This is a genomic window from Pseudomonas cistanchae, from assembly GCF_054483635.1.
In genome coordinates this window covers 89,846-115,038 of sequence record NZ_JBTLWN010000005.1, presented here as the reverse complement: position 1 = coordinate 115,038, position 25,193 = coordinate 89,846, and the positions used below count along the sequence as shown (strand labels likewise).

Annotated in this window: 27 protein-coding genes and 4 tRNA genes; 22 read left to right on the top strand and 9 right to left on the bottom strand. The window is 62.7% G+C overall.

All coding sequences use genetic code 11. From position 1 onward, the window contains the following. The first annotated feature begins 4 nt into the window (after positions 1-4). From motD to ACX0MV_RS14885, 5 genes are all read left to right on the top strand, one after another. A complete protein-coding gene (gene motD / locus ACX0MV_RS14905) occupies positions 5-874 on the top strand; it encodes a flagellar motor protein MotD (RefSeq protein ID WP_458983304.1) in 870 nt (289 codons plus the stop codon). Positions 875-926: 52 nt separating this feature from the next. After that, entirely contained in the window at positions 927-1,715 is a 789-nt protein-coding gene (locus ACX0MV_RS14900; RefSeq protein WP_458983303.1) for a ParA family protein, read from the top strand. A gap of 87 nt (positions 1,716-1,802) precedes the next feature. Then, positions 1,803-2,621 carry a CheW domain-containing protein gene (locus ACX0MV_RS14895; RefSeq protein ID WP_458983302.1) on the top strand — a complete coding sequence of 273 codons (819 nt, stop codon included), beginning with the start codon at positions 1,803-1,805 and terminating at the stop codon, positions 2,619-2,621. A 100-nt stretch (positions 2,622-2,721) separates the two neighbouring features. After that, on the top strand, positions 2,722-3,201 hold the full coding sequence (locus tag ACX0MV_RS14890; protein WP_458983301.1) for a chemotaxis protein CheW: 480 nt from the start codon (positions 2,722-2,724) through the stop codon (positions 3,199-3,201). Between the two features lie 3 nt (positions 3,202-3,204). Continuing rightward, positions 3,205-3,603, top strand: coding sequence for a DUF2802 domain-containing protein (locus ACX0MV_RS14885; protein ID WP_458983562.1), 399 nt, complete (start codon positions 3,205-3,207; stop codon positions 3,601-3,603). Between the two features lie 6 nt (positions 3,604-3,609). Here the strand turns inward: ACX0MV_RS14885 and ACX0MV_RS14880 are convergent, their stop codons facing one another. Both ACX0MV_RS14880 and fliK read right to left on the bottom strand, forming a co-directional pair. Further along, positions 3,610-3,942, bottom strand: a complete 333-nt coding sequence (locus ACX0MV_RS14880) for an EscU/YscU/HrcU family type III secretion system export apparatus switch protein (RefSeq protein WP_458983300.1) — start codon at positions 3,940-3,942, stop codon at positions 3,610-3,612. After that, on the bottom strand, positions 3,939-5,483 hold the full coding sequence (gene fliK, locus ACX0MV_RS14875) for a flagellar hook-length control protein FliK (RefSeq protein ID WP_458983299.1): 1,545 nt from the start codon (positions 5,481-5,483) through the stop codon (positions 3,939-3,941). The genes ACX0MV_RS14880 and fliK overlap by 4 nt, the downstream gene beginning before the upstream one ends. Positions 5,484-5,689: 206 nt before the next feature. On the opposite strand from fliK, the gene ccmA reads away from it, so the two are divergent. From ccmA to ACX0MV_RS14825, 10 genes are all read left to right on the top strand, one after another. Then, the gene (gene ccmA, locus ACX0MV_RS14870; protein WP_458983298.1) at positions 5,690-6,331 is read left to right on the top strand and encodes a cytochrome c biogenesis heme-transporting ATPase CcmA; all 642 of its coding nucleotides are present in this window, start codon (positions 5,690-5,692) and stop codon (positions 6,329-6,331) included. After that, entirely contained in the window at positions 6,328-6,999 is a 672-nt protein-coding gene (gene ccmB / locus ACX0MV_RS14865) for a heme exporter protein CcmB (protein WP_458983297.1), read from the top strand. The genes ccmA and ccmB overlap by 4 nt, the downstream gene beginning before the upstream one ends. Before the next feature lie 105 nt (positions 7,000-7,104). Continuing rightward, positions 7,105-7,875 carry a heme ABC transporter permease gene (locus tag ACX0MV_RS14860; protein WP_458983561.1) on the top strand — a complete coding sequence of 257 codons (771 nt, stop codon included), beginning with the start codon at positions 7,105-7,107 and terminating at the stop codon, positions 7,873-7,875. Beyond that, positions 7,872-8,048, top strand: coding sequence for a heme exporter protein CcmD (gene ccmD, locus ACX0MV_RS14855; RefSeq protein WP_458983296.1), 177 nt, complete (start codon positions 7,872-7,874; stop codon positions 8,046-8,048). Before ACX0MV_RS14860 ends, ccmD begins: the two co-directional genes overlap by 4 nt. Further along, positions 8,045-8,533 carry a cytochrome c maturation protein CcmE gene (ccmE, locus tag ACX0MV_RS14850; protein ID WP_458983295.1) on the top strand — a complete coding sequence of 163 codons (489 nt, stop codon included), beginning with the start codon at positions 8,045-8,047 and terminating at the stop codon, positions 8,531-8,533. The genes ccmD and ccmE overlap by 4 nt, the downstream gene beginning before the upstream one ends. Continuing rightward, positions 8,530-10,503, top strand: a complete 1,974-nt coding sequence (locus tag ACX0MV_RS14845; RefSeq protein ID WP_458983294.1) for a heme lyase CcmF/NrfE family subunit — start codon at positions 8,530-8,532, stop codon at positions 10,501-10,503. The genes ccmE and ACX0MV_RS14845 overlap by 4 nt, the downstream gene beginning before the upstream one ends. After that, entirely contained in the window at positions 10,500-11,036 is a 537-nt protein-coding gene (locus ACX0MV_RS14840) for a DsbE family thiol:disulfide interchange protein (protein ID WP_458983293.1), read from the top strand. The genes ACX0MV_RS14845 and ACX0MV_RS14840 overlap by 4 nt, the downstream gene beginning before the upstream one ends. Beyond that, on the top strand, positions 11,033-11,515 hold the full coding sequence (locus ACX0MV_RS14835; RefSeq protein ID WP_458983292.1) for a cytochrome c-type biogenesis protein: 483 nt from the start codon (positions 11,033-11,035) through the stop codon (positions 11,513-11,515). The genes ACX0MV_RS14840 and ACX0MV_RS14835 overlap by 4 nt, the downstream gene beginning before the upstream one ends. Next, positions 11,515-12,720, top strand: coding sequence for a c-type cytochrome biogenesis protein CcmI (gene ccmI / locus ACX0MV_RS14830; RefSeq protein WP_458983291.1), 1,206 nt, complete (start codon positions 11,515-11,517; stop codon positions 12,718-12,720). Before ACX0MV_RS14835 ends, ccmI begins: the two co-directional genes overlap by 1 nt. A 26-nt stretch (positions 12,721-12,746) precedes the next feature. Next, positions 12,747-13,043, top strand: coding sequence for a hypothetical protein (locus ACX0MV_RS14825; RefSeq protein WP_458983560.1), 297 nt, complete (start codon positions 12,747-12,749; stop codon positions 13,041-13,043). Positions 13,044-13,111: 68 nt separating this feature from the next. On the opposite strand, the gene ACX0MV_RS14820 is transcribed toward ACX0MV_RS14825, so the two are convergent. The 5 genes from ACX0MV_RS14820 to ACX0MV_RS14800 form a co-directional block, all read right to left on the bottom strand. Beyond that, positions 13,112-13,963: a pirin family protein gene (locus ACX0MV_RS14820; protein ID WP_458983290.1), complete on the bottom strand. Its 852-nt coding sequence runs from the start codon at positions 13,961-13,963 to the stop codon at positions 13,112-13,114. Between the two features lie 93 nt (positions 13,964-14,056). Next, the gene (locus ACX0MV_RS14815; protein WP_458983289.1) at positions 14,057-14,500 is read right to left on the bottom strand and encodes a MerR family transcriptional regulator; all 444 of its coding nucleotides are present in this window, start codon (positions 14,498-14,500) and stop codon (positions 14,057-14,059) included. A 73-nt stretch (positions 14,501-14,573) separates the two neighbouring features. Further along, positions 14,574-15,350, bottom strand: a complete 777-nt coding sequence (locus ACX0MV_RS14810; RefSeq protein WP_458983288.1) for an MlaA family lipoprotein — start codon at positions 15,348-15,350, stop codon at positions 14,574-14,576. Then, entirely contained in the window at positions 15,343-16,641 is a 1,299-nt protein-coding gene (locus ACX0MV_RS14805) for an alpha/beta fold hydrolase family protein (protein WP_458983287.1), read from the bottom strand. Before ACX0MV_RS14805 ends, ACX0MV_RS14810 begins: the two co-directional genes overlap by 8 nt. A 75-nt stretch (positions 16,642-16,716) precedes the next feature. Then, positions 16,717-17,205, bottom strand: coding sequence for a GNAT family N-acetyltransferase (locus tag ACX0MV_RS14800; RefSeq protein ID WP_458983286.1), 489 nt, complete (start codon positions 17,203-17,205; stop codon positions 16,717-16,719). 123 nt (positions 17,206-17,328) lie between these two features. Here ACX0MV_RS14800 and ACX0MV_RS14795 point away from each other — a divergent pair, with 123 nt between their 5' ends. Then, positions 17,329-17,703 (top strand): hypothetical protein, encoded by a 375-nt coding sequence (locus tag ACX0MV_RS14795; RefSeq protein ID WP_458983285.1) that lies wholly within the window; start codon positions 17,329-17,331, stop codon positions 17,701-17,703. Here ACX0MV_RS14795 and ACX0MV_RS14790 read toward each other — a convergent pair. Together ACX0MV_RS14790 and ACX0MV_RS14785 are read right to left on the bottom strand one after the other, a co-directional pair. Next, positions 17,700-19,253 carry a glycoside hydrolase family 17 protein gene (locus tag ACX0MV_RS14790; protein ID WP_458983284.1) on the bottom strand — a complete coding sequence of 518 codons (1,554 nt, stop codon included), beginning with the start codon at positions 19,251-19,253 and terminating at the stop codon, positions 17,700-17,702. The two genes, ACX0MV_RS14795 and ACX0MV_RS14790, sit on opposite strands and share 4 nt — an antisense overlap. Before the next feature lie 153 nt (positions 19,254-19,406). Further along, positions 19,407-20,603, bottom strand: a complete 1,197-nt coding sequence (locus tag ACX0MV_RS14785; RefSeq protein ID WP_458983283.1) for an amino acid aminotransferase — start codon at positions 20,601-20,603, stop codon at positions 19,407-19,409. 303 nt (positions 20,604-20,906) lie between these two features. Here ACX0MV_RS14785 and uvrB point away from each other — a divergent pair, with 303 nt between their 5' ends. The 6 genes from uvrB to ACX0MV_RS14755 all read left to right on the top strand — a co-directional run bounded on the left by uvrB (position 20,907) and on the right by ACX0MV_RS14755 (position 25,151). Further along, positions 20,907-22,922 carry an excinuclease ABC subunit UvrB gene (uvrB, locus tag ACX0MV_RS14780; RefSeq protein ID WP_458983282.1) on the top strand — a complete coding sequence of 672 codons (2,016 nt, stop codon included), beginning with the start codon at positions 20,907-20,909 and terminating at the stop codon, positions 22,920-22,922. 146 nt (positions 22,923-23,068) lie between these two features. Then, complete coding sequence (gene gltX, locus ACX0MV_RS14775) at positions 23,069-24,550, top strand: glutamate--tRNA ligase (RefSeq protein WP_458983281.1); 1,482 nt, start codon at positions 23,069-23,071, stop codon at positions 24,548-24,550. A gap of 131 nt (positions 24,551-24,681) precedes the next feature. Further along, a tRNA-Ala gene (locus tag ACX0MV_RS14770) sits at positions 24,682-24,757 on the top strand. 68 nt (positions 24,758-24,825) lie between these two features. After that, a tRNA-Glu gene (locus tag ACX0MV_RS14765) sits at positions 24,826-24,901 on the top strand. A gap of 51 nt (positions 24,902-24,952) precedes the next feature. Then, positions 24,953-25,028: transfer RNA gene (locus tag ACX0MV_RS14760), tRNA-Ala, on the top strand. Positions 25,029-25,075: 47 nt separating this feature from the next. Beyond that, positions 25,076-25,151: transfer RNA gene (locus tag ACX0MV_RS14755), tRNA-Glu, on the top strand. Positions 25,152-25,193: the final 42 nt, after the last annotated feature.

Genomic DNA, 25,193 nt, shown 5'->3' with positions numbered 1-25,193 from the left:
AGCTATGGCCCGTCGTCGTCATCACGAAGAACATGAAAACCATGAGCGTTGGCTGGTCTCCTATGCCGACTTCATTACCCTGTTGTTCGCGTTTTTCGTGGTCATGTATTCGATCTCCTCGATCAACGAGGGCAAATACAAGATTCTCTCCGACAGCCTGACCGGCGTATTCAGCCAGCAGGACCGTGCGATCAAGCCGATCCCGGTGGGCGAAGAGCGGCCGCGCACCACAGAGCCTGATCTTTCCCAGGTCGATGAGGAAGTCAGCCAGGGTTCCGCCGAGTCGCTCGAGGGCATAGCCGCGCGGGTGCGCGAGGCGTTTGGCGAACTGATCGAAAGCAACCAGTTGAAGGTCAGTGGCAACGAGCTGTGGATTGAGATCGAGCTCAGCTCCAGTTTGCTGTTCCCCAGTGGCGATGCGCTGCCGAACAACGCGGCGTTCGACATCATCGAGAAGATCGCCAAAATCCTGGCACCATACGAAAACCCCGTTCACGTGGAAGGTTTTACTGACAACCTGCCAATCCAGACTTCGCAGTTCCCGACCAACTGGGAGCTTTCCACTGCTCGCGCCGCGAGTATCGTGCGCATGTTGGCAATGGACGGCGTCGACCAGGGCCGACTGGCGGCGGTGGGGTACGGCGAGTTTCAACCGGTCGCCGATAACGCTACTGCCGAGGGGCGCGCGCGCAATCGGCGGGTGGTGTTGGTGGTGTCGCGCAACCTCGATGTGCGCCGCAGTGTCAGCGGCGTCGGCAGTGCCAATGCCAAGCCCGATGACGCCTTGCAGCGCGCTGGCACGCAACCTGCAGCGGCGCCTGCGGTGCAGGTACCGCAAGCAGGTGCCGTCAATCCACCGTCGCCAACCCCATGAGGCGGCGCTTGTTCTCGGTCAGGCCTAGCCCGTACCGGCAGGATTAAAGAAGATGAGAGTCTGGGCAGTAGCAAATCAGAAAGGTGGCGTCGGCAAGACCACCACCACCATCGCGTTGGCGGGCCTGCTGGCCGATGCCGGCAAACGCGTGGTCGTGGTCGATCTCGATCCCCATGGTTCGATGACCAGTTATTTCGGCCATGATCCCGACACCCTCGAGCGCAGCAACTTCGACCTGTTCCAGAATCAGGGCAATGTCCCCGAAGGCCTGCCCAGGCAGCTGTTGTTGGCGACCAGCAATGAACGTATTTCGCTGCTGCCATCGAGCACCGCCTTGGCCATTCTGGAGCGTCAATCGCCGGGGCAGAGCGGCCTGGGTCTGGTGATCGCCAAGAGTCTGGCGCAGTTGTGGCAGGACTTCGACTATGCATTGATCGACAGCCCACCCTTGCTGGGCGTGCTGATGGTCAACGCACTGGCGGCGAGTCAGCAGCTGGTGATTCCGGTGCAAACGGAGTTTCTTGCAGTGAAGGGGCTTGAGCGGATGGTCAACACCCTGGTGATGATCAATCGCTCGCGCAAGCAGGCCCTGCCTTACACGATAGTGCCGACCCTGTTCGACCGTCGTACCCAGGCGTCGATGAGCACGCTGCGCGTATTGCGCAACAGTTACCCCGAACACCTTTGGCAAGCCTATGTGCCAGTCGACACGCGCCTGCGTGATGCCAGCCGGGCCGGGCTTACTCCGTCGCAGTTCGATGCCAACAGCCGAGGGGTCATTGCCTATCGCGCGTTGCTCAAACATCTGCTTGCCAATCCGTCGGCAACCAAGGTCGCCTGATATGAGCGTCTATGCTGAGCGTAAGTGCTCAAGTCTGCCGTTGCTGCGGCCGATAAGCTATGAAGGTAATTTCTGCAGGTTTGCTTTATGAGTCGTATCGTTGCCACTGCCTCACGTCCGCAACTGGCCTTGCAGTCCTATCTGGACAGCTTGCTGCAGGAAGCTGCCGTCGAATTGGCCGATAGCATCAGCATTGATGAGTTCGAGGCGGCGGTTCGTGAAGAGCAGGCGCGCGATGCCCGCGTGACGATGCCTGTGGCCGCGCCAGTGATGGTGCAGACCACCGTGGTGGCCGAGGCCAAAGCGAAGGTGCTGCCGACCATCGAGTTGCGCATGCCGGAGGTGCCAGCGGTAGTAGAGGTGCCGGTTGCACAGGTCGAGGTTGCACTGGTGCCGACGCCCGAGCCGTCCAGGCAGCCCCTGGAAGGGCGCCCTGCGTGGGCAGAAGAGCCTTTCGAGTGTCTGTTGTTCGATGTGGCCGGGCTAACCCTGGCCGTGCCGCTGGTGTGCCTGGGCTCGATCTATCCCTTGGCCGGGCAGGAGCTGACGCCGCTGTTCGGTCAGCCCGACTGGTTTCTCGGTATCCTGCCGAGCCAGGGCGGCAATCTGAAGGTGCTGGATACCGCGCGCTGGGTCATGCCCGAGCGGTATCGCGACGACTTTCGTCAAGGTTTGCAATACGTGATTTCTGTGGAAGGCTACGAGTGGGGCCTGGCGGTGCATCAAGTCAACCGTTCGATCCGTCTCGACCCCGCGGAAATCAAATGGCGTACTCAGCGTAGCCAGCGACCCTGGCTGGCGGGCACCGTCATTGAACACATGTGTGCGCTGCTGGATATCGCCGCGCTGGCGGAGTTGATCGCCAGCGGTGCAACCAAGCGGATGGTCAACGGCCAGATTCACTGATTCATGATTCAACATCGGGTGCTCCAGCGGCACCCTTCCGGGTTTTACAGGCGGGTTGACCGCCACGCCGCACCGCGCGGTTTACGACGAGGCTAGGGACATGAAGAAAAGCTCTGCACAAGGTTCTGAAGATCCCATTCTGCAATGGGTGACTTTCCGTCTGGACAACGAGACCTACGGCATCAACGTGATGCAGGTCCAGGAAGTGTTGCGCTACACCGAGATCGCTCCGGTGCCGGGCGCGCCGAGTTACGTGCTGGGGATCATCAACCTGCGCGGCAACGTCGTCACCGTCATCGACACCCGTCAGCGGTTTGGCCTGGACTCAGCGCCGGTGTCGGATAACACCCGTATCGTCATCATCGAGGCGGACAAGCAGGTGGTCGGCATCATGGTCGACAGCGTTGCCGAGGTGGTGTATCTGCGCCAGTCGGAAGTGGAAACCGCACCGAATGTCGGCAACGACGAGTCGGCCAAGTTTATCCAGGGCGTGTGCAACAAGAACGGTGAACTGCTGATTCTGGTCGAGCTGGACAAGATGATGAGCGAAGAAGAGTGGTCAGAGCTGGAGAGCATCTGATTGATACTCGAGGTAGCCCTTGTCGTACTTGCCTTGATCAGCCTGGGGCTGGTCGGCACCTGTGTGTGGCTGGTGATGCAGCAGCGGCACATGGCCGTGCTGCAAGCCGAGCGCGATGCTGCCCGCGATACGCGCATTGGCGAGTTGCGTAAGCGCCTGGATGCGTACCTGACCGGCAGCATTCGCATGGGAGAGGAATTACAGGAGTTGCGCCGGATCGTCACGCCACTGCCTGACAAACTCACCCAGATCGAGCAGCGCGACCCCAGCAGCGTTTCCTTCACCCAGGCCGCGCGCCTGGTTGGGTTGGGTGCCAGTGTCGATGACCTGACCCAGTCCTGTGGTCTGACCAAGGCCGAAGCCGAGCTGGTCAGCAAACTGAATCAACCCAGGGGTCGTTAACGGACGCTAGCGGCGAGGCCCTTCCAGCAACGCTAGAGGCGGGGTTATGTCGCGATCGCGCTCCTGATTGAAACCATCCGGGCACTTCCCCTTCAGGTACCAGGCGAATGCGATGATTTCGGCAATGCAGCGGTATAGCTGCTCGGGAATCGCATCGCCCAGTTCCAGTCGCGCCAGCAGCCGCACCAATTCCGCATTTTCATAGATGGGCACTTCGTATTCGCGGGCGATCGCCAGGATCGCTTCCGCCAGCTCATCATCGCCCTTGGCGCTGACGTGGGGGGTGTTCTTGCCGTCGTAGTTCAGCGCGATGGCCTGGCGGGGGGCTGTTTTTTTCATGCGGTTTCGTCCACCCAGCGTTGTTCCAGCGAGGTTTTCGGGCCTTGGGGCGGTGTGCCCTGATTGCAGGCCAGTTCGCCAACCTCCAGTCCGGCGGCATTCAGGCGTTCGCGCAAGGTGCTCATTTCCGCGGCAATCAGGTCGACGGTATCCGAGCGCTCCGCCCATAGCTGGCTGGACAGGCTGCCACGCAGCAGTTGCGCCTGCACCTGCAGCGGCCCCAGCGGTTCCAGGTCGAACGCCAGCTCGACTTTCCACAGGGTTTCTTTCTGTTCCTTAGCCGGCGATTTCTGTGGCTCCTCGTGCTGGATCTTGACCTGCAATGGCACCAGCTCCTGCTGGTTGCGCATGGGGATTTCCATCTGCCAGGTGGTCACCAGGTTGCCGTCGGGGCCGACCTGGCTCTGCGCCAGGCTTGAGAGCTGATGGGTTTGCAGGCGCGAAACGGCTGCAGCCGCCATCTTCAGCAGCATTTCCAGGTCGGCTTCGCCATCCATTCCCTGTAGCAGGCGCGACGGCAGGGGAAAGGTCAGCGCTTGCTGGCGCGCATTGGGTTGCCCGAGCGAACCCAGCAGATTTCGCGCAAACGCTGGGAGCGCCTGGGCCATGGCCGCGCCCGCATTGGCGGCATTGAGTGGCGCGCTGCCGGGCAGGTGAGGCAGCAACTGGGTGATCAGCCGCAGCAGGTTGGCTTTCATGTCCGCGGGCAGCGCGCTGGCCTGACCGGCCAGCAGCTTGCTTTCGAGAAACAGCCCGCTGTTTTCCAAAGCCGTACCCAGCCCTTTGGCGGTGCTCAACTGGGTCGCGTCGGGCATGGCGCCGAACAGCTTGTCGATGCTGGTGCGCAAGCTGTCAGGCAGGCCCTCTTTACCGCTCAATCCTTGCAGTGCTTTGAACAGGCCTTCCAGCGAGCCTTGCCGGCTCTGCTGGTTGCCCAACTGCTGAGCAAGGGCAAGTTGATCAAGGCGGCCGCTCAACGGCAGGAAATTCAACGCCTGGCTGCCTTGCACCTGGGCACTGAGCAGGCTGCCCAGCGGCAACGCCAGTGGCGTTTCCAGTGACAGTTTGCTGCCGGCCAGGGGCGTATTGAGCAGGCTGACCAGCACTTTGTAGATGACTTGCTGAGATTTGTTCTGGGCCAGCTGCTCGCTGGCCACCACCTTGCCCTGGAGCAGAGTGCCGACGGGTAGCAACTCAAGGTCGAGGCTGGTCATCGCCTTGTTGCCGCCCGCCTGCAATCCCACCGCCAGCTGGGTTTCCGAGAGGGCGGTCACGGCCAGCGCGGTTCCTTGGGCCAGCAGGCGAGGGCTGTTGGCCTGCAGGGTTGCCTGGCGCCCGTTGTCGAGGGTCAGCTTCAGCAGTAGCTGGAAGCTTTGCGCCACCTCCTTGACGGTTACCACTTCCGCCTGGGCCGTCTCGCCGCTGGCCAGAAGCCCTTGCAGGGGCTGCAGCAGCTTAAGCGCTAGCTCATTGGCCACCGCGTTGGGTCGGGTCGCCATAGGGGCTGGAGGAATAGGCCGGGGACTACTGATTTCGCTCATTTGGCGGGGTTACACCCTGTCGAAAATGCCCGCTGCGGGAGGTGGGGCATGGCATGTATAATCGCGCCCCGTCTGGGTTCGGCTGCGCATTCAACTCGCGTCAGTATAGCGGCCAAGACGCTGCCGACTTGAATAGGCCGAGCGCCTGTCGATACTCCGGCGCCACAATTGGCAAATGCCGCAACATCCACCAACCGTCGGTACCCATGCTCTTGACCAGTCCCCATCTCGAAGCCGAGGCGCTCACCTGCGAGCGAGACTGGCGTGTACTTTTCGAGGGGCTCGAGCTGCGCTTGGTTCCGGGGGAGATGCTGCAGGTCTGCGGCCCCAACGGCAGCGGTAAAACCAGCCTGCTGCGATTGCTGGCTGGCCTGATGCAGCCGACTGGCGGGGAGATACGCTTGAATGGCAAGCCACTGCAGGCCCAGCGCGCCGAGTTGGCCCGCACGCTGCTGTGGATCGGCCACGCCGCCGGCATCAAGGGCTTGCTCACCGCCGAAGAAAATCTGACCTGGCTTTGCGCCCTGCATCATCCGGCGGCGCGAGCGGCCATCTGGCAAGCGCTGGAGGCCGTGGGCCTGCGTGGTTTCGAGGACGTTCCCTGTCATACCCTGTCTGCAGGCCAGCAGCGTCGTGTTGCGCTGGCGCGCCTGTACCTGCCGGGGCCGCCGCTGTGGGTCTTGGATGAACCTTTTACCGCCCTGGATAAAGAGGCCGTGGCACAGCTGGAAAATCATCTCAGCCAGCATTGCGAGCAGGGCGGTCTAGTAGTGCTCACGACTCACCATACGCTGACGACCAAACCTGCCGGCTACCGCGAACTCGACCTTGGGCAGCGCGCGTCATGAGCGGCGTATTCACCTTGCTGCTCGCCCGTGAAGCACGTCTGCTGTATCGCCGCCCGGCAGAGCTGGCCAATCCGCTGGTGTTTTTCGCCATCGTGATCGCTCTGTTCCCGCTCGCCGTCGGTCCGCAATCCCAGTTGTTACAAAGCCTTTCGCCAGGCTTGATCTGGGTGGCGGCGCTATTGGCCGTGCTGCTCTCGCTCGACGGGCTGTTTCGCAGTGATTTCGAAGACGGCTCGCTGGAGCAGTGGGTCCTTTCGCCGCACCCCCTGGCTCTTCTGGTTCTGGCCAAGGTGCTGGCACACTGGCTGTTCTCCGGGCTGGCGCTGGTCATAGTCGCGCCCCTGCTGGCAGTGATGCTGGGCTTGCCGGGCCGCTGCATCCCGGTGCTGATGCTGTCGCTGCTGCTGGGTACGCCCGTATTGAGCCTGCTGGGTGCAGTGGGCGCGGCGCTGACGGTAGGTCTAAAGCGTGGCGGCCTGTTGCTGGCGCTGCTGATACTGCCGCTGTACATCCCGGTACTGATTCTGGGCAGCGGTGCCTTGCAAGCGAGTCTGCAGGGATTGCCGGCAGTTGGCCACCTGCTGTGGCTGGCCAGCCTTGCCGCCCTGGCGGTGACCCTGACGCCTTTTGCCATTGCCGCCGGTCTGACCATCAGTGTCGCCGAGTGAGCAGCAACCGTAACACTGAGGACGATGGAGGTAGCCGGGAGGTTCCCGGGATTGGCCAGCTGAGGCCAGCGCTACCTGACATCGTCCCGACGACCGATGAGTGAGTTGATGAACTGGACGTGGTTTCACAAGCTGGGCTCGCCCAAGTGGTTTTACCAGATCAGCGCGCGCTGGCTGCCTTGGCTGGCGGTCGCCGCGGCGTCGCTGCTGGTGGTTGGCCTGGTCTGGGGCCTGGCGTTTGCGCCGCCGGATTACCAGCAGGGCAATAGCTTCCGGATCATCTACATCCATGTACCTGCGGCGTTTCTGGCCCAGTCGATTTACGTGATGCTGGCGGTTGCCGGTATCGTCGGCCTGGTGTGGAAGATGAAGCTGGCCGACGTCGCCCTGCAGCAGGCGGCGCCCATCGGCGCCTGGATGACCGTGATCGCGCTGGTGACAGGCGCTATTTGGGGCAAGCCGACCTGGGGCACTTACTGGGTGTGGGATGCGCGGCTGACCTCGATGCTGATCCTGCTGTTTCTCTACTTCGGCGTGATCGCCCTGGGTCAGGCCATCACCAACCGCGACAGCGCGGCCAAAGCCTGTGCGGTGCTGGCCATCGTGGGCGTGGTGAATATCCCGATCATCAAATACTCGGTGGAGTGGTGGAACACCCTGCACCAGCCCGCCACCTTCAGTGTGGTGGCCAAGCCGGCCATGCCGTTCGAAATGTGGATGCCGCTGCTGATCATGGTGCTGGGCTTCTACTGCTTCTTCGGCGCGGTACTGCTGATGCGCATGCGTCTGGAAGTGCTCAAGCGCGAGGCGCGTAGCAGTTGGGCAAAAGCTGAAATCGAGGTTGCCGCTAAAGCATTGGGGGAGAAAGGCCGATGAGTTTTGCCAGCTTCAGCGACTTCATCGCGATGGGCACCCACGGCCCTTATGTCTGGTCCTGTTATGCCATCAGCCTGGCCGTGCTCGGGCTGAACGTGGCGCTGCCAATCCTAGCGCGCCGCCGATACTTGCAAGACGAGGCGCGTCGTCTGCGCCGGGAGGAGTCGAAGTGAACCCCGTGCGTAAGAAGCGCCTGTATATCGTCCTGGCGATCATCGCCGGTGTCGGCATTGCCGTGGCCCTGGCCCTGAGCGCGTTGCAGCAGAACATCAACCTGTTCTACACCCCCACGCAGATCGCCCATGGCGAAGCTCCGCAGGACACCCGCATCCGCGCCGGCGGCCTGGTCGAGGAGGGTTCCGTAAAGCGCTCCAGCGATTCCCTGGACACCGATTTCGTGGTCACCGATGGCGCCAAGCGCGTGACCATCCGTTACAGCGGCATCCTGCCGGACCTGTTCCGCGAAGGGCAGGGCATCGTCGCCATGGGCAAGCTTGATGCAAGTGGCGTGCTGATCGCCGATGAAGTGCTGGCCAAGCACGACGAAAACTACATGCCGCCGGAAGTCATGCAGGCCTTGGAGCAAAGCGGAATGAAGCAGCAGCACGACGCGGCGCAGGCCACCAAGAAGGCCTACCAACAGGAGGGCGGGCAATGATTCCCGAGCTCGGCCATCTGGCCATGATCCTGGCGCTGTGCATGGCGCTGGTGCAGGCGACGCTGCCATTGATCGGCGCCTGGCGCGGCGACCGGCAGTGGATGAGCCTGGCGCAGCCGGCGGCCTGGGGCCAGTTTGCCTTTCTGCTGTTCTCGTTTATCTGCCTGACCTACGCCTTTATGGTCGACGACTTCAGCGTTGCCTATGTGGCCAACAATTCCAACAGCGCGCTGCCCTGGTACTACAAGTTCAGCGCCGTGTGGGGCGCCCACGAAGGGTCGCTGCTGCTGTGGGGGCTGATTCTCGCCGGCTGGACCTTTGCCGTGTCGATCTTTTCGCGGCAGCTGCCCGAGGAAATGCTTGCGCGGGTGCTGGGCGTGATGGGGATCATCAGCATCGGCTTTCTGCTGTTCCTGATTGTCACCTCCAACCCCTTCGAACGGCTGCTGTTCGATACCCCGACCAATGGCCGTGACCTCAACCCGCTGCTGCAGGACTTCGGCCTGATTATCCACCCGCCGATGCTCTACATGGGCTACGTCGGCTTCTCCGTGGCCTTCGCCTTCGCCATCGCCGCCTTGCTCGGCGGCAAGCTGGATGCCGCCTGGGCGCGCTGGTCGCGGCCGTGGACCATCGTTGCCTGGGCCTTCCTCGGTATCGGTATTGCCTTGGGTTCCTGGTGGGCCTATTACGAACTCGGTTGGGGCGGCTGGTGGTTCTGGGACCCGGTGGAGAACGCCTCATTCATGCCCTGGTTGGTCGGCACGGCACTGATCCACTCCCTGGCCGTGACGGAGAAACGCGGCGTGTTCAAGAGCTGGACCGTGCTGCTGGCCATCGCCGCGTTTTCCCTCAGTCTGCTCGGTACCTTCCTGGTGCGCTCCGGGGTGCTGACCTCGGTGCATGCCTTCGCCAGCGACCCTGAGCGCGGGGTATTTATCCTGGCCTTCCTGCTGCTGGTGGTGGGCAGCTCGCTGGCGTTGTTCGCCGTTCGCGCGCCTGTGGTCAAAAGCCAGGTCGGCTTCGGCCTGTGGTCGCGGGAAACCCTGCTGCTGGTGAATAACCTGATTCTGGTGGTAGCCGCCGCGATGATTCTGCTCGGCACCCTCTATCCGCTGGTACTGGATGCCATGACCGGCGCCAAGCTGTCGGTCGGGCCGCCGTACTTCAACGCGCTGTTCGTCCCCTTGATGGGCTTGCTGATGGCGATGATCGCGGTCGGCGTGATCGTGCGCTGGAAAGAGACGCCGCTCCAATGGCTGCTGAACATGCTGACGCCGGTGCTGATCGGTAGCGTGGTATTGGCGGTGGTGGCGACCCTGCTGGTCGGCGACTTCAACTGGGCGGTGCTCGGCGTTTGCCTACTGTCTGCCTGGGTGGTGCTGGCCGGGCTGCGCGACATCGTCGAGAAGACCCGGCACAAGGGCTTTTTCCGCGGTCTGCCAAGCCTGACCCGCAGTTACTGGGGCATGCAGACCGCGCACCTGGGTATGGCCGTGTGCGCCCTGGGCGTGGTGCTCACCAGCATGGGCAGCTTTGAACGCGACATGCGCATGGCGCCGGGCGAGTCGATGGAGATGGGCGGTTATCGCTTCGTCTTTGAGGGGGCCGAGCATTTCGAGGGGCCGAACTTCACCTCGGACAAAGGCACGGTGCGCATCCTCGAGGACGGTGAACAAATCGCCTTGCTGCACCCGGAAAAGCGCCTGTATACCGTGCAACAGTCGGTGATGACCGAGGCCGGCATCGACGCCGGGATCACTCGCGATCTGTTCGTCGCCCTCGGCGAGCCGCTGGAAAACGGCGCCTGGGCGGTACGCGTGCACATCAAGCCCTTCGTCCGCTGGATCTGGTTCGGCGCATTGCTGATGGGCCTCGGCGGGTTTCTCGCCGCAAGTGACAAGCGCTACCGCATGAAGGTGAAAACCCGTGTGCGCGATGCGCTCGGCATGGCGGGGGCAACGGCATGAAGCGTCTGTTGCTGCTGTTACCGCTGGCACTGTTTCTCGCGATCGCCGTGCTGCTTTATCGGGGCCTGTTTCTCGACCCGACCGAATTGCCTTCCGCACTGATCGGCAAGCCGTTTCCGGCGTTTTCCCTGCCTGCCGTCGCGGACGGCGCGACCATCACCGAGGCGCAGCTCAAGGGCAGGCCGGCGCTGGTCAATGTCTGGGCGACCTGGTGTGTGGCCTGCCGCATCGAACACCCGGTGCTGAACAAGCTGGCCGAGATGGGCGTGACCATCCACGGGGTCAATTACAAGGACGACAACCCTGCCGCGCAGAAGTGGCTGGTCGAGTTCCACGATCCCTACCAGCTCAACATCAACGATGCGCGCGGCACCCTGGGCCTGGATCTGGGCGTATACGGGGCGCCCGAAACCTTCTTTATCGACAAGGCCGGCATCATCCGCCACAAGTACGTGGGCGTGATCGATGACAAGGTCTGGCGCGAGAAACTGGCACCGCTTTATCAAGAGTTAGTCGATGAGGTGCAGCCATGAAGCGCTTGCTGGTTGCCGCTGTATTGGGCATGGCGTTGTTAGGCAGCGCGCAAGCGGCTATCGATACCTACGAATTTGCCAGCGAAGCCGAGCGCGAGCGTTACCGCAATCTGGTGGAAGAGCTGCGTTGCCCCAAGTGCCAGAATCAGAACATCGCCGATTCCGATGCGCCGATCGCCATGGACCTGCGTGCGCAGATCTTCCGCATGCTGGAAGAAGGCCAGAGCAACGAGCAGATCATCGATTTTCTGGTCAGCCGTTATGGCGACTTCGTGCTCTACAAGCCTCCGGTCACCGCGCGCACGCTGCTGCTGTGGTACGGCCCGGCCGGCTTGCTGGTCAGCGGCTTCGTCCTGCTGGGCGTCATCGTGTTGCGCCGCCGCGGCAAGCAGCGTGTCGCGCCCAGCGGGCTATCCGATGACGAGCAACGCCGACTGACCGTCCTGCTCACCCAAACGCCTGTGGATAAGAACGACTGATGAATGAATTCTGGTTATGCGCCGGTCTGTTGTTGCTCGCAGCCCTGGCTTTTCTGCTGATTCCGGTGGTGCGCGGGCGCAAGGCCCAGGCGGAAGAAGATCGCACTGCACTCAACGTGACCCTTTATCAGGAGCGCCTGCACGAGCTGCAGGCGCAGCACGCGGCAGGCGCGCTGGATGATCAGCAACTGCAGCTGGGCCGCGACGAGGCTGCCCGCGAGCTGCTCGCCGATACCGAAGGTGCGCAGGTCGGTGCCGACTCGCGCCGGCTCGGCGGCAAGATCCCGCTGATCGCGGCCCTGATGATGCCACTGCTGGGCTACGGCCTGTACCTGAACTGGGGCGCGATCGACGACCTCGAGCGGGCGCAGACGATGGCCGCACAGCAGCCGAAGACCCTTGAGGAAATGACGGCACGCCTCGAGGCATCGGTGAAGAGCGACCCGAAATCCGCTGAAAGCTGGTACTTCCTCGGTCGGACCTACATGGCGCAGGAGCGTGCAGGTGACGCCGCCAACGCGTTCGAAAAGTCGGTAGCCCTTGCCGGTCGCCAGCCTGAGTTGCTCGGCCAGTGGGCCCAGGCTTTGTACTTCGCCGGCGACAAACAGTGGACCGAGCAGTTGCAGACACTGACCGACGAGGCCTTGCAGGGCGATCCGGCAGAAGTCACCAGCCTCGGTTTGCTGGGAATTGCCGCCTATGAAGACGAGCGCTTCCAGCAGGCCATCGATCATTGGCAACGGCTGGTGGCAGTATTGCCGGAGCAGGACCCTTCGCGCCTGGCGATCCAGGGCGGCATTGACCGAGCTAAACAGCGTCTTGATCCGCAGAGTGCGGCCAACCCGGTGGCGGTCGAGGCGCAACTGACCGTCAAGGTCGAGCTGGCTGCTGCGCTGCGGGACCAGGTGCAGCCAGGCGATGCGGTGTTCGTCTTCGCCCGCGCCGTGACCGGGCCGCCGATGCCGCTGGCGGTAAAGCGCCTGAGCGTTGCCGACTTGCCGACGCAGGTGAGCCTTTCGGACAGCGACGCAATGATGCCGCAACTGAAACTTTCGGGCTTCGAGCAGGTGCAACTGGTGGCGCGGATTTCCCGCAGCGGCGACGCGACGGCGGGGGAGTGGGTCGGCCGTAGCCAACCCTTGGCCAGCAGTACGCGCGAGCCGCAACAGCTGATCATCGATACGGCGGATGGCCAAGCACAATGAATTCGACGATGAAGATAGCCCTGGCCATGATGCTGTTCAGCCTCGCCGGTTGTGCGGTGCAGAGCAGTGCGCCAGTTACTCCGCCAAGCCCAACGACGAGCAAGTCGCACCCGCGCTATGCACCGCCGCCCGGTGTGGCAAGCCACTGGGACGCGGGCCTGAGCGTGTACGTCGTGGGCGGCACCCGCGACCTGTACTACCGCGAGCGCACCTACTACCGCTGGGACGGTGGCTGGAGCTGGGCCAACAACCCGCAGGGCCCGTGGCAGCCGACCGACAGCAGCGGCGTGCCGCCAGGGTTGTATCGCCGTTACGCCCAGTAGGCGCGGTACGGATTGGTACCTGGCGGGTGGTTGTGCAGGCCGGTGGGCCGAGCCCAGCGGCGACATGTTCAAGCCAGTGCGCCGTCACGAAAGTCCCGCAGTGCCTGTTCGATCTCCTCACGGGTATTCATCACGAACGGGCCGTATTGCACGATGGGCTCGCCGAGCGGCTTGCCGGCAATCAACAGCAAGCTGGCGCCTGTGTTGCTCTCAAGCTGCAGCTCGCCCAGGTCGGACAGGCGCACCAGTCGCCCGGCCTTGATCGGTTGACCCTTCGCGCCGGCTATTTCCAGCTCGCCCTCGTAGACATACAGCATCACCCGGTGACCATCCGCCAGGCGCGGGGCTAACCGGCTGCCGGCGGGCATGCGCAGGTCGAACAGCTGCGGTTCGGTATGCGGTTTGTGCACGGCGCCCGGCTGCTGCACTTCGCCATCGTCAAACAGGCCGGCGATCACCACCGCCTCGATGCCCGCGGCAGTTTTCAGCCGTGGGATCGCGCTTGCGGGAATGTCGCGATAACCAGGCTCGCCCAGCTTGTCCTGCGCGGGCAGGTTCAGCCACAACTGGAAGCCGCGCATGGTGCCCTGTTCCTGCTCAGGCATTTCGCTGTGGATGATGCCGCGTGCGGCAGTCATCCACTGCACGTCGCCGCTTTGCAGCAGGCCGACATTGCCCAGGTGGTCTTCATGGCGCATGCGGCCTTCAAGCATGTAGGTGATGGTCTCGAAACCGCGGTGGGGGTGAGGTGGAAAACCGGCAATGTAGTCGTCCGGGTCGTCGGAAGCGAATTCATCGAGCATCAGAAAGGGGTCGAACCGTTCGATTCCGGGGCCGCCGATCACTCGGTTCAGGCGCACGCCAGCACCATCGGAAGCCGGTTGGCCAGGTTGAACGGCAAGGACATGACGTAGATTCATCGGATACCTCCACAGGTGATGAAGCTATCCTATGCCTGTCAATTAGATTGATGGTCGCAAAATATCAGAGATAAGCATCGATTTTGTCGATGTTTAATGGGCGGGGCAAGGCTGTGCCGGACGCACTTCATCACCCAGTTCGAAGTCCTCGATCAGGCGGCAGATCGCCGTCGCGTCTGGGGCGCATTCGGGGCGTCGCGCCCAGTCGCTCAGCGCGTCCTGCATAACCCGCGCGAGGCGCTGGCATTCGTCGATATGCGCTTGCAGCGCCAGCAGGCGACCGCTCAACAGGTCGCGCACCTCGGTGCAGGGTGCTGCACCGCTTTCGGCGCGGGCGAGGATGGCCTGAACATCCTTCAGGCTGAAGCCAAGGCGCCGCGCACGGCTGATAAAGCGCAGGCGCTGGAGGTCGTCGTGGCTGAACAGCTGATAGCCGTTGCCTGGATCGCGCGAAGGGCGCAGCAGGCTCAGGTCGGTGTAATGGCGGACGGTTTCAGCACTGACGCCCGCAGCTTTGGCCAGTTGCGCGACACGCATAGGTGATCCCTCTCAAACAAAAAGGCCGCGCCAGGTTAAAACCCTGGGGCGGCCCTTGGGTCAAGCCCGACCGCTATTCGGCGATTTGCAGCTTGCGCGACTCGTTGTAGAAGAACCGCAGTTTCTCGTATTCGAACGGCGAATTGAGCTGGCCGTAGCGGAAGTTGACCGTGGAGCGTTGGTCGACCACTTCCAGCAGGCTGATCTCAGGGTGGCTGCGGCTGGCCTCGGCCACGTTAAGCAGGTTGGCGTGGAACTCCACATTGAAGTCCACCACCAGCCCGCCGGTGTCGCGCAGGTTCGACGGGCCCAACAGCGGCAACATCAGATAAGGCCCGGCCGGGGTGCCATAAAAGCCCAGGGTCTGGCCAAAGTCCTCGTTCTGCTTGGGCAGGCCCATGCGTGTGGCGGGGTCCCAGAGGCCGGCGATGCCAACCGTGGTATTGAGCAACAGCCGCCCGGTGGTCTGCAGCGAGCGCTTGCCCTTGAATTGCAGCAGGCTGTTGACCAGGTTGGGCACGTCGCCCAGGTTGCTGAAGAAATTGCTCACGCCTTTCTGCACCAGCGTCGGCGTCACGTAGCGATAGCCATCGACGATCGGCAGAAACACCCACTCGTCGAAGCGGTAGTTGAAGTGGTACACCCGGCGGTTCCACGACTCCAGCGGATCATAGACCTGCAGCGCGTTGAGGCTGGAGCGCTCGAACTCGCGCTGGTCCAGACCTGGGTTGAACTCCAGGTGCTGCATCGGTTGCTTGAACCCATCTTCATCGATGGGATGCTGGGCGTGAACCGTGCCGCTGCCAAGCAGCAGAGCAGCCAGTAAGGCGATATGGAAAGGCTTAGCCACGGAAGAACTCCAGCATGGCGTCGCTGTTGACGCGGTAGTTAAGGTTGCCGCAATGCCCGCCCAGCGGGTAGACGGTCAAACGGTCGCCGAGGGTGCGGCGCAGGAAGCCGAGGTCGCCAGGGCCGAGGATCACATCGTCGGCGTTGTGCATCACGGCAATCTTACTGGTGTTCTTCAGGTAGTCCTCGACGGCGTAGAGGCTGACCTGATCGATCAGCTGGCTGAGGCTGCCGCCGCCATAGCGCGCTCGCCACATCGGGATCAGCTGCTCGGTGATGTAACAGTCGAAGTCGCATTGCAGCGAGCGCCTGAAGAACGGCGTCAGGCTGGTGCTCTGTTCGATCGGGTAATCGATCGGTGTGATCAGGCCACGGCGGTTGATCAGGTCCGAGGTGAAGCTGATGTCGGCCGCGGAGAAGCGGAACGAGGTGCCAATCAGCATGGCCATCTGCTCGTCCGTCAGCTGCTCGTCCGATTGCTGGAAGTCATAGAGCAGTGCGTCGTTGATGTCGACGTAGCCCTTTTCTTCGAAGTAGCGGGTGAGCTTGGCCAGCACCAGTTCATAGAAGGTGGTGCTGTTGGTGACGCCCTCGACCTTGGTTTGCACCAGACGATCGAGGTTGGTGATCGAGGTGTAGAGGTTGACCGGTGGGTTGAGCAGCAGCACCCGCTTGAAGTTGAAGCTGCGGCGGGTTTCATCGAGCTGGCTGACGAACGCCGCGTGCAGGGCACCCAGGCTGTAGCCGGTGAGGTGATAGTCGCTGACCTTGAGGCGCGGGTGTTGCGCGCGCACGGCCTGCATGGCGCGGTACAGATCGTCCGCATCGTCGCTGGTGTAGCCCGGCGTAGCGAAGCGCGACGCCGATACCATGAAGTCGTAGCTGGTCGGCGAGGACATCTGGACGACGTGATAGCCGGCGCCGTAGAACAGCTTCTTCAGGTATTCCGGCGTGCTGCTGGAGTAGTGCGCACCGGTACCGGCGATGATGAAGATCAGCGGCGCCTCGCCGTCCTGTTCGGCCAGTCGATAACGCAGGTTCTTGACCGGCCAGAAGTTGTCGGGCAGCTCGAACTCACGTTCCGGGCGCAGCTTGACCTGGTAGTCGTCCTGGTCGATGTCCTCATCGGCGGGCAACTCGGGGCGTAGCTCCGGCGGCGTCGTGGCGATGGTCGCCTCGAATGGATTGGTCAGTGGGTAGCCGTAACTCTGTGCATCTATATCTGCCGCCGACAGCGGCAGGCACAGCAGTAGCGTGCCAACAAGTGCGGCAAGGCGCGAAAAAAACAGCATAACTAAGTCTCTCAGGAAGAACGCAGGCTATGGGTGTAGTGGCAATGTGACCACGGTTTGGCAAACAGGTGCCGTTCATCGCGATTTTTCTGCTATATCTTCCAATGCCGCGCCAGTCAGGCGGTACACCGTCCATGCATCCAGTGGCTTGGCGCCGAGTTGCTCGTAGAAGCCAATGGCGGGGGCGTTCCAGTCCAGTACCGACCATTCCAGCCGTCCACACTTGCGAGTCACCGCAAGCTGCGCCAGTGCGGCCAGCAACGCCTTGCCCAGGCCGAAACCGCGGGCATGGGAGCGTACATAGAGATCTTCGAGATAGATACCGGGCTTGCCGAGAAAAGTGGAGTAATTGTGGAAGAACAGCGCGAAGCCTTCGGGTCGGCCATCCACTTCGCCGACCAGCACTTCTGCGTAGGGACGATGCCCGAATAGGTGCTCGGCCATCTGCTCGGGGTCGGCGACAACCTGATCGCTGAGTTTTTCGTACTCGGCGAGCTCCCGAACAAGACCCAGAATCAACTCGATATCCCCGCGCTCAGCGCTGCGAACCTGTGTCTGCGGCATCGTCATTCCCTTACCTGTGAATTGCATCGAGCATGCCGGGCGAGGCGATAAACGGCAACTCTGTCGTTTGAATCCGACCGGTACGGCATTATGCTGGGCGCCATTTTCTGACTGGAGCCGCATATGCGCCGCTTTCTCCCGCTGGGCCTGCTGTTGATCGCCGTGGTCGTTTGCCTGGCGGCAAGCTACGGGCTGCGTTTCAGCCTGATGGAGAGTGATCAATGGGTCGGGCGTTGCGTGGAAAGCCCCGAGCAGTGGGCCTGTGAACTCAGGGCGGGCCTGGGTTGGTTGATTCACATGCGGCTGATGGCGTGGGCGGCCGTGCTGCTGGCGGTCGCCGCGTTCGTGCTGCCAGGCGCATGGGGCACCTGGCTGGCAGTGCCGGCGCTGCTGCTCGCGCTGCCGGCCATGGTGCTTTACTCGGCGAGCCTCGCCGTGTTCGCGTTGGTGCTGGCCTTGTTGCGACTCGTGCGGGCACCGCGCGCGCGCACCGTTTAAGCCGGGCGCCAGCGCAGACTGCGCCACAGCGCCGCGACGAGCAGACTGCTGACCAGCGCCCAGCCGATCGCCTGCAGGTTGCCTAGGGTTTCCTGATACAGCTGCGGTGCGATTGCCGCGCCAATCAACAGGGCGAGCAGGGCAAGCTCCCGGCGCGGCCCATGCACCGGGCGGCACAGGTACACCAGCGCCGGCAGCAGCAGAGCGACGCTGGGGAAGCTGCGATAACGGGCATCCATCAGCAGCGCCAGCATCATCACCGCACCGGCAAAACCTGCGGCAGCGAGCCACCAGCCGCCGCGCGCTTGCAGCCAGTCGAACAACCGCGTGCGCCAGCCGCCCTTGGCGGCCAACGCCAGCAACCCATGGGCAAGCACGAGCAGATTCAACCCCAGCAGCGCGCCGGCCCACAGCCATTCGCCGACGTAGCGGCTGGTGATCAGGGCCAGTTCCAGCCACAGCGCCATGCAGGCCGCGCCCAGCGCCGCCAGCAGCGGCATCACCAGCGCAGCACGACGCGAGCAGGGGCGCCCGGCCAGAAGCAGGGCGCCCGCGAACACCAGAACGCTGCCAGCCAGCCACATCGGCCAGTGCGGCAGGTTGGAAACCGGACCTGCGAGGATCGATTTGTCCTGGCGGTCGGCGTCGTAAAGTCCCCAGTAACCGCCCACTGCGCCTTCGCTGATGCGCTTCCAGGGTTGATCGAACGCTTCGATCAGGTTGTAGCGCCAGCCGTTCTGTTCGGCCATTTCGACGAAGCCGCGAATGAATCGGGCCTGGTTCACCTGGCTCGGCAATGCCGTTTCCCGTTGCCGGCCCTCGCTGGGCCAGCCTGTTTCGCCGATCAGAATGTCCTTGGGCGCAAATGCGCGGCCGAACTGCTGGCGAACTTCCGCCACCTCTGCCAGTGCGCTGTCGATACCGGCCGGGTCGTCTTCCCAGTAAGGCAGCAGGTGAATGGTGATGAAGTCCACCGCCGGCGCCACCTCCGGGTGCTTCAGCCAGAATTCCCAAACGTCGGCGTAGGTGACCGGCTGCTCGACCCGTGCCTTGACCTGGTCGATCAGCGCGACCAGCTGGCCCGGCGTTACCTCTTTGCGCAGCAAGGCTTCATTGCCGACGATCAGCGCCTGGACCACGTCCGGGTGGCGATTGGCGGTGGCGATCAGCCCGTCGATCTCGATCGCGGTGGCGTGGGCATCGCGGCTGACCCAGGCGCCGATGATCAATTTCAGGCCGTGCTTGCGGGCCAGGTCGGGCAGCGCTTCCAGGCCGGTCACCGAGTAGGTTCGCAGGCAGTCGAAACGCTGGCTGAGCAGGGCAAGGTCAGCGTCCATGCGCGCTTCGCTCAGTTGCAGAGGCTGATCGAACGGTGATTGATGCTTGTCGAACGGTGTGTAGGACGCGCATTGCAGCTTGTGCGTGGGTGTCGCCGCATCGGCCAGCTGCACAGGTTTGCCGATGCCGTACCAGAGGGCCGACAACGCCAGTAATCCGAGGCAGCAGGCGAGAACGTAGGGCAGCAGAGAAACGCGGGAGATGGCGGTCATGGTCAGGTGCGGGTGGTGAGCGAGCTGCGCATCTTAGCGGATTAGCGTGGGCGATTCGCGCTGATCAACCAGCGATCCACTTCATCGCGCTGCCGGGGGATGGCGTTAGAACTGATCGAATGGGGAGCCGGTGCGCCCGACTCCCCATGCGCATCACAGGACCTGGGCGATGGCCCGGGTAACCACAGGCAGGTTGCGCGTGTTCAGCGCGGCGACACATATCCGGCCGGTGCCAACGGCGTAGATGGCGAACTCGCTCTTCAAGCGTTCGACCTGTTCGGCGGTGAGCCCCGAATAGGAGAACATGCCGCGTTGTTCGGCCACGAAGCCGAAGTCGCGCTTGCAGTCGAGGGCCGCCAGCTGCTCGACCATCGCCATGCGCATGCTGCGGATACGCTCGCGCATTTCGCCCAGTTCGGCTTCCCACATCGCCCGCAGCTCAGGGCTGTTGAGGATGCTGGCGACCACGCTGGCGCCGTGGGTTGGCGGGTTGGAGTAGTTGGTGCGAATCACCCGCTTGACCTGCGACAGCACGCGGCCAGCTTCTTCCTGGGAGCCGGTGATGATCGACAGGGCGCCGACCCGCTCGCCGTACAGCGAGAACGATTTGGAGAACGAGCTGGAAACGAAGAACGTCAGCCCGGATTCGGCGAACAGGCGCACGGCATGTGCGTCTTCTTCGATGCCATCGCCAAAGCCCTGGTAGGCAATATCGAGGAAGGGCACGTGCTCGCGCTCGCGCAGTACCTCAAGCACTGCCTTCCATTCTTCCATGCTCAAGTCCACGCCGGTCGGGTTGTGACAGCAGGCGTGCAGCACCACGATCGAACGGGCGGGAAGGTTTTTCAGGTCGTCGAGCATGCCTGCGCGGTTTACGCCGTTGCTGGCCGCATCGTAATAACGGTAGTTGTGCACGGCGAAGCCGGCGGATTCGAACAATGCGCGGTGGTTTTCCCAGCTTGGGTCGCTGATGGCAACCACGGCATCGGGCAGCATGCGCTTGAGAAAATCGGCGCCTATCTTCAGCGCGCCGGTACCGCCAAGCGCCTGGGTGGTCAGTACCCGGCCTTCGCGGATCAGTTGCGAGTCACGGCCAAGCAGCAGGGTCTGGACGGCCTGGTCATAGGCGGCGATGCCGTCAATCGGCAGATAACCGCGCGGGGCGTGGGCAGCAATCCGCTGCTGCTCGGCTTCGGCGACTGCACGCATCAGCGGAATGCGGCCTTCTTCGTTGGTGTAGACACCAACGCCCAAGTTGACCTTGGTAGGACGGCTGTCAGCGTTGAATGCTTCATTGAGGCCCAGGATGGGATCGCGCGGAGCCATTTCGACGGCGGAGAACAGACTCATGGATGCGGCAGCTCGGAGAGTGAGGTGGTTGGCGAGCAATCCCCTGCAACTATGGGGCTAGAACAACATCGAAAACAAAGCGGCCGTGAGGCTCGATAAAAACAGCTGCTGCGCGCCAGCGTGCGGCATTTGTTTTGATCTGCGCGCGGCCCGACGCAGGAGTTTTCAATGCTTGCTAGGGGTTGCGTAAATGGCCCGGTAGTATAACGACCCGGATCGTGCGCCGCGACAGCAGGCTCACGCTTTTCGCCTGGTTTGACGTAGGCTTTTCCGCCGCGTCACAGCCGTTTGTCGAGGTTCTTCATGTCCAAGTTCGAACTGGTCACCCGTTTCCAGCCTGCCGGCGATCAACCGGAGGCGATTCGGCAGATGGTCGAAGGCATCGAGGCTGGGCTTTCCCACCAGACGCTGCTTGGCGTGACCGGCTCCGGCAAGACCTTCAGCATCGCCAACGTGATCGCCCAGGTACAGCGGCCCACCCTGGTGCTGGCGCCGAACAAGACCCTGGCGGCGCAGCTGTACGGCGAGTTCAAGAGCTTCTTTCCGAACAATGCGGTGGAGTATTTCGTCTCCTATTACGACTACTACCAGCCCGAAGCCTACGTGCCGTCGTCGGATACCTTTATCGAGAAGGACGCTTCGATCAACGACCACATCGAGCAGATGCGCCTGTCCGCAACCAAGGCGCTGCTCGAACGGCCAGACGCGATCATCGTCACCACCGTTTCCTGCATCTACGGTCTGGGCAGCCCCGAGTCCTATCTGAAGATGGTGCTGCACGTCGACCGCGGCGACAAAATGGACCAGCGCGCCTTGCTACGTCGCCTGGCCGACCTGCAGTACACCCGCAACGACATGGATTTCGCCCGCGCGACCTTTCGCGTGCGCGGCGATGTGATCGACATCTTCCCGGCGGAGTCGGACCTGGAAGCGATCCGCATCGAGCTGTTCGATGACGAGGTCGAGAGCCTGTCGGCCTTCGATCCGCTGACCGGCGAGGTCATTCGCAAGCTGCCGCGCTTCACTTTTTACCCCAAGAGCCATTACGTCACGCCGCGCGACACGCTGCTGGAGGCGATCGAGAAGATCAAGGTGGAGCTGGCCGAACGCCTCGAGTACCTGCGCGGCGCCAACAAGCTGGTGGAAGCCCAGCGTCTGGAGCAGCGCACCCGCTTCGACCTGGAGATGATTCTTGAGCTCGGCTACTGTAACGGCATCGAGAACTACTCGCGCTACCTCTCCGGGCGCGGGCCGGGCGAGCCGCCCCCGACGCTCTATGACTACCTGCCGGATCATGCCCTGCTGGTGATCGACGAGTCCCACGTTTCGGTGCCGCAGGTCGGCGCCATGTACAAGGGCGACCGTTCGCGCAAGGAAACCCTGGTCGAATACGGTTTCCGTCTGCCCTCGGCACTAGACAACCGGCCGATGCGATTCGAGGAATGGGAGGCCGCCAGCCCGCAGACCATCTTCGTATCGGCCACGCCGGGCCCTTATGAGGCGGACCACGCCGGGCGAACGGTCGAGCAAGTGGTGCGTCCTACAGGGCTGGTCGATCCGCAGATCGAAGTGCGCCCGGCGCGCACCCAGGTCGACGACCTGCTCTCGGAAATCGCCAAGCGCGTGGCCCTCGAAGAGCGCGTGCTGGTAACGACTTTGACCAAGCGCATGGCCGAGGACCTGACCGATTACCTGGGTGATCACGGCGTCAAGGTGCGTTACCTGCACTCGGATATCGACACCGTGGAGCGGGTCGAGATCATCCGCGACCTGCGCATCGGTGCCTTCGACGTGCTGGTCGGCATCAACCTGCTGCGTGAAGGTCTGGATATGCCGGAAGTGTCGCTGGTGGCGATTCTCGATGCGGACAAGGAAGGTTTCCTGCGCTCCGAGCGCTCGCTGATTCAGACCATCGGCCGCGCCGCGCGCAACCTCAACGGCCGGGCGATTCTGTATGCCGACCGCATGACCGGCTCGATGGAGCGCGCGATTGGCGAAACCGAGCGGCGGCGCAACAAGCAGATCGCTTTCAACGAAGCCAATGGCATCACCCCCCGTGGCGTATTCAAGGATGTTCAGGACATTCTCGAAGGCGCCGTGGTACCTGGGTCGCGGAGCAAGAAGCGCAAGGGCATGGCGCAGGCCGCTGAGGAAAGCGCGCGCTACGAGAACGAACTGCGTTCGCCCAGCGAGATCACCAAGCGCATCCGCCAGCTCGAAGAGAAGATGTATCAACTGGCCCGCGACCTGGAGTTCGAGGCTGCGGCGCAGATGCGCGACGAGATCCAGAAGCTGCGAGATCGCCTGTTGCAGGTGTGATCGTCGCTTAATTGCCGCTGGCGCGTGCGGGCTGGAGGGCGCAGCGGTTGGGCTGTTAATATCGCGCCCCTGATCATGGGCCAAGGCGCTGTTTCGCCAGCGCCGGTATCTGCCCGTCCACCTGCTTCGCTTGTCCGAGAATTGCCATGACCACCGTCCGTACCCGCATCGCGCCGTCGCCCACCGGTGACCCGCACGTAGGCACCGCCTATATCGCCCTGTTCAACCTGTGTTTTGCCCGTCAGCATGGGGGTGAATTCATCCTGCGGATCGAGGATACCGATCAGGTGCGCTCGACCCGCGAGTCGGAACAGCAGATATACGACGCTCTGCGCTGGCTCGGTATCGAGTGGAGCGAAGGCCCCGATGTGGGCGGTCCGCACGGTCCGTATCGGCAAAGCGAGCGGGGCCACATCTATAAGCAGTACACCGCTGAACTGGTCGATAAAGGCCACGCCTTCCATTGCTTCTGCAGCGCGGAACGCCTGGACAAGCTGCGCGCCGAGCAGACGGAGGCCAAGCAGACCCCGCGTTACGACGGCCACTGCATGCACCTGACGGCTGATGCCGTGCAGCAACGTCTGGCCGCGGGCGAGCCGAACGTGGTGCGCATGAAGGTGCCGAGCGAAGGCGTTTGCGTGGTCCCGGACATGCTGCGTGGCGATGTCGAGATCCCGTGGGATCGGATGGACATGCAGGTGCTGATGAAGACCGATGGCCTGCCGACCTATTTTCTCGCCAACGTGGTCGACGATCACCTGATGGGCATCACCCACGTGCTGCGCGGCGAAGAATGGCTGCCGTCGGCGCCCAAGCTGATCAAGCTCTACGAGTACTTCGGCTGGGAGCAGCCGCAGCTGTGCTACATGCCGCTGCTGCGTAACCCGGACAAGAGCAAGCTGTCTAAGCGCAAGAACCCGACTTCCATCACGTTCTACGAGCGCATGGGCTTCCTGCCCCAGGCGATGCTCAACTACCTCGGCCGCATGGGCTGGTCGATGCCGGATGAACGCGAGAAATTCACCCTGGACGAGATGATTGAGCACTTCGATATCCAGCGTGTCTCCCTCGGCGGGCCGATTTTCGATCTGGAAAAGCTTTCCTGGCTCAACGGCCAGTGGATGCGCGAGCTGAGCGTCGAGGAGTTCGCCGCGGGCGCGCAGAAGTGGGCATTCAACAGCGACTACCTGATGCGTATCGCGCCGCACGTGCAGGGCAGGGTGGAAACCTTCAGCCAGATCGCACCGCTGGCCAGTTTCTTCTTCGCCGGTGGCGTTGCGCCGGATGCCGCATTGTTCGAGCACAAGAAGCTCTCGACCGATCAGGTGCGCCAGGTCATGCAGCTGATCCTGTGGAGGCTCGAAGCGTTGCGTCAGTGGGAAAAGGACAGGATCACTGGCTGCATCCAGGCGGTTGTCGAGCACCTGGAACTCAAACTGCGGGATGCCATGCCGCTGATGTTTGCCGCCATTACCGGCCACGCCAGCTCGGTGTCGGTGCTTGATGCCATGGAGATTCTCGGCCCGGACCTCACCCGTTTCCGTCTGCGTCAGGCCATTGAGTTGCTCGGTGGCGTGTCGAAGAAGGAAAACAAGGAGTGGGAAAAACTGCTCACCGCGATTGCCTGAGACGCGTCTCGTCGCGATTCACGCAGGGCGGGGTAAGTGATTGTTCTGTCAGCATAAAGAATCCGTCTGTCGGGCAAAATGTTGTTGACAGTGCCCAGGGGCGCACTTAAGATGCGCCCCGTCCTTGAGATGGGGCTATAGCTCAGCTGGGAGAGCGCTTGCATGGCATGCAAGAGGTCGACGGTTCGATCCCGTCTAGCTCCACCAATCTCAAAGCCGTAAAGGCTTGCCACAGCTGACTCCCGGAGTTGGCTGAGTTTTTGAAGGGTATCTGCGTCCCCTTCGTCTAGTGGCCTAGGACACCGCCCTTTCACGGCGGTAACAGGGGTTCGAGTCCCCTAGGGGACGCCACTATTTCCAGCCGCAGTGCTTCGGCATTGTGTGTCGAGAGACGTTAAATCCGGGGCTATAGCTCAGCTGGGAGAGCGCTTGCATGGCATGCAAGAGGTCGACGGTTCGATCCCGTCTAGCTCCACCAATCCACGACAGGCCAGCCTAGTGCTGGCCTTGTTCATCGAAGGTTTCGTCCCCTTCGTCTAGTGGCCTAGGACACCGCCCTTTCACGGCGGTAACAGGGGTTCGAGTCCCCTAGGGGACGCCATTTTTGCCCGCTCTGCGGGATTTTGAAGGGTCATTCCTAACG

What these genes read in the sequence shown, in the direction of transcription:
- motD (WP_458983304.1), top strand. Translation starts at nt 5, where the DNA reads ATGGCCCGTCGTCGTCATCACGAAGAACATGAAAACCATGAGCGTTGG.
- ACX0MV_RS14900 (WP_458983303.1), top strand. Translation starts at nt 927, where the DNA reads ATGAGAGTCTGGGCAGTAGCAAATCAGAAAGGTGGCGTCGGCAAGACC.
- ACX0MV_RS14895 (WP_458983302.1), top strand. Translation starts at nt 1,803, where the DNA reads ATGAGTCGTATCGTTGCCACTGCCTCACGTCCGCAACTGGCCTTGCAG.
- ACX0MV_RS14890 (WP_458983301.1), top strand. Translation starts at nt 2,722, where the DNA reads ATGAAGAAAAGCTCTGCACAAGGTTCTGAAGATCCCATTCTGCAATGG.
- ACX0MV_RS14880 (WP_458983300.1), bottom strand. Translation starts at nt 3,942, where the DNA reads ATGAAAAAAACAGCCCCCCGCCAGGCCATCGCGCTGAACTACGACGGC.
- fliK (WP_458983299.1), bottom strand. Translation starts at nt 5,483, where the DNA reads ATGAGCGAAATCAGTAGTCCCCGGCCTATTCCTCCAGCCCCTATGGCG.
- ccmA (WP_458983298.1), top strand. Translation starts at nt 5,690, where the DNA reads ATGCTCTTGACCAGTCCCCATCTCGAAGCCGAGGCGCTCACCTGCGAG.
- ccmB (WP_458983297.1), top strand. Translation starts at nt 6,328, where the DNA reads ATGAGCGGCGTATTCACCTTGCTGCTCGCCCGTGAAGCACGTCTGCTG.
- ccmD (WP_458983296.1), top strand. Translation starts at nt 7,872, where the DNA reads ATGAGTTTTGCCAGCTTCAGCGACTTCATCGCGATGGGCACCCACGGC.
- ACX0MV_RS14845 (WP_458983294.1), top strand. Translation starts at nt 8,530, where the DNA reads ATGATTCCCGAGCTCGGCCATCTGGCCATGATCCTGGCGCTGTGCATG.
- ACX0MV_RS14840 (WP_458983293.1), top strand. Translation starts at nt 10,500, where the DNA reads ATGAAGCGTCTGTTGCTGCTGTTACCGCTGGCACTGTTTCTCGCGATC.
- ACX0MV_RS14835 (WP_458983292.1), top strand. Translation starts at nt 11,033, where the DNA reads ATGAAGCGCTTGCTGGTTGCCGCTGTATTGGGCATGGCGTTGTTAGGC.
- ccmI (WP_458983291.1), top strand. Translation starts at nt 11,515, where the DNA reads ATGAATGAATTCTGGTTATGCGCCGGTCTGTTGTTGCTCGCAGCCCTG.
- ACX0MV_RS14825 (WP_458983560.1), top strand. Translation starts at nt 12,747, where the DNA reads ATGATGCTGTTCAGCCTCGCCGGTTGTGCGGTGCAGAGCAGTGCGCCA.
- ACX0MV_RS14820 (WP_458983290.1), bottom strand. Translation starts at nt 13,963, where the DNA reads ATGAATCTACGTCATGTCCTTGCCGTTCAACCTGGCCAACCGGCTTCC.
- ACX0MV_RS14815 (WP_458983289.1), bottom strand. Translation starts at nt 14,500, where the DNA reads ATGCGTGTCGCGCAACTGGCCAAAGCTGCGGGCGTCAGTGCTGAAACC.
- ACX0MV_RS14805 (WP_458983287.1), bottom strand. Translation starts at nt 16,641, where the DNA reads ATGCTGTTTTTTTCGCGCCTTGCCGCACTTGTTGGCACGCTACTGCTG.
- ACX0MV_RS14800 (WP_458983286.1), bottom strand. Translation starts at nt 17,205, where the DNA reads ATGCCGCAGACACAGGTTCGCAGCGCTGAGCGCGGGGATATCGAGTTG.
- ACX0MV_RS14795 (WP_458983285.1), top strand. Translation starts at nt 17,329, where the DNA reads ATGCGCCGCTTTCTCCCGCTGGGCCTGCTGTTGATCGCCGTGGTCGTT.
- ACX0MV_RS14790 (WP_458983284.1), bottom strand. Translation starts at nt 19,253, where the DNA reads ATGACCGCCATCTCCCGCGTTTCTCTGCTGCCCTACGTTCTCGCCTGC.
- ACX0MV_RS14785 (WP_458983283.1), bottom strand. Translation starts at nt 20,603, where the DNA reads ATGAGTCTGTTCTCCGCCGTCGAAATGGCTCCGCGCGATCCCATCCTG.
- uvrB (WP_458983282.1), top strand. Translation starts at nt 20,907, where the DNA reads ATGTCCAAGTTCGAACTGGTCACCCGTTTCCAGCCTGCCGGCGATCAA.
- gltX (WP_458983281.1), top strand. Translation starts at nt 23,069, where the DNA reads ATGACCACCGTCCGTACCCGCATCGCGCCGTCGCCCACCGGTGACCCG.